General features: G+C 58.7%; 1 pseudogene. It reads left to right on the top strand.

Annotated elements, in window-relative coordinates:
• Positions 1-90: 90 nt before the first annotated feature.
• A pseudogene (locus ACT3TP_RS18780) lies at positions 91-467 on the top strand (IS3-like element ISAar44 family transposase); the annotation flags it as partial.

The following is a 467-nucleotide window of genomic DNA, read 5'->3' as shown; positions in this document are numbered from 1 at the left end:
CCCTGTCTGTCAGGGTTGAGTGAGACCAGCCCCTCATAGCAACCCCCGCCTCACCCCAGACAGGGCGAGAACAAGGAAACTCAGCGCACCATGAGCATCACCACCTTGAAGCAACCAGCCCCTGATGTGTCCGAGAATAGAAGCATGGATTCTTCTCCACGCCCGGACCAGCCCCGTCGCCGTACCATCAGCCCCGCTCAGAAACTTGCCTACCTTCAAGGCTATGACCAAGCCATCCAAACAAGTGAAGGCGGCAGCTACCTACGCGCCAACGGGATCTACTCCTCCCACATTGCTGAATGGCGCAAACTCCGCAACGCAGGGATCCTCGACGAGCACGCCACCACAGCTCAGGGCGGAACGGCACGGACCACGAAGAGCAAACTCACCAAAGAACAAGCAGAAATCGCACGGCTGAAGAAAGAATTAGCTGCCCGCGACGCGAAACTCGCGACCACGCAAACCGC

The sequence above is a fragment of the Glutamicibacter sp. AOP38-B1-38 genome (genome assembly GCF_052377485.1).
Taxonomy (GTDB): Bacteria; Actinomycetota; Actinomycetes; order Actinomycetales; family Micrococcaceae; genus Glutamicibacter.
Note: the sequence above shows the minus strand (reverse complement) of the source record. Positions and strands in the feature narration are given on the sequence as shown.